We start from the raw sequence: 260 nt of genomic DNA, 5'->3' as shown, positions 1-260 counted from the left end.
CTCACGCCAGCCGCCGACAAACTGCGCACCGCGCACCTTGAGACCGAGACGATCGGAGAGCACGGCGCACAAGCCCGTCATCGAACGCGGCGCGGCGCCGAGCAGGCCCGCGTGCCGCATCCACAGGTGTTCGCCGTGCGGGCCATGCGTCGGGCCATTCACGCCCGCGCGGAGCCCGAGATTGCTCAGCGCATCGAGCGCCGCCGCGAGTGCGGATCCATGCGGCGAGCGCCAGTTCAATCCCGGCGCGTGCTTCTTGC

At 71.2% G+C, this 260-nt stretch carries 1 protein-coding gene; it reads right to left on the bottom strand.

Going from position 1 to position 260, the window contains the following annotated elements; translation table 11 throughout:
- Positions 1 to 260: type VI secretion system baseplate subunit TssG (locus SB753_RS38610; protein WP_410805355.1), on the bottom strand; the 260-nt coding region annotated here is incomplete at both ends.

This window comes from Paraburkholderia sp. SIMBA_053 (assembly GCF_046534895.1).
Taxonomy (GTDB): domain Bacteria; phylum Pseudomonadota; class Gammaproteobacteria; order Burkholderiales; family Burkholderiaceae; genus Paraburkholderia; species Paraburkholderia caledonica.
Note: the sequence above shows the minus strand (reverse complement) of the source record. Positions and strands in the feature narration are given on the sequence as shown.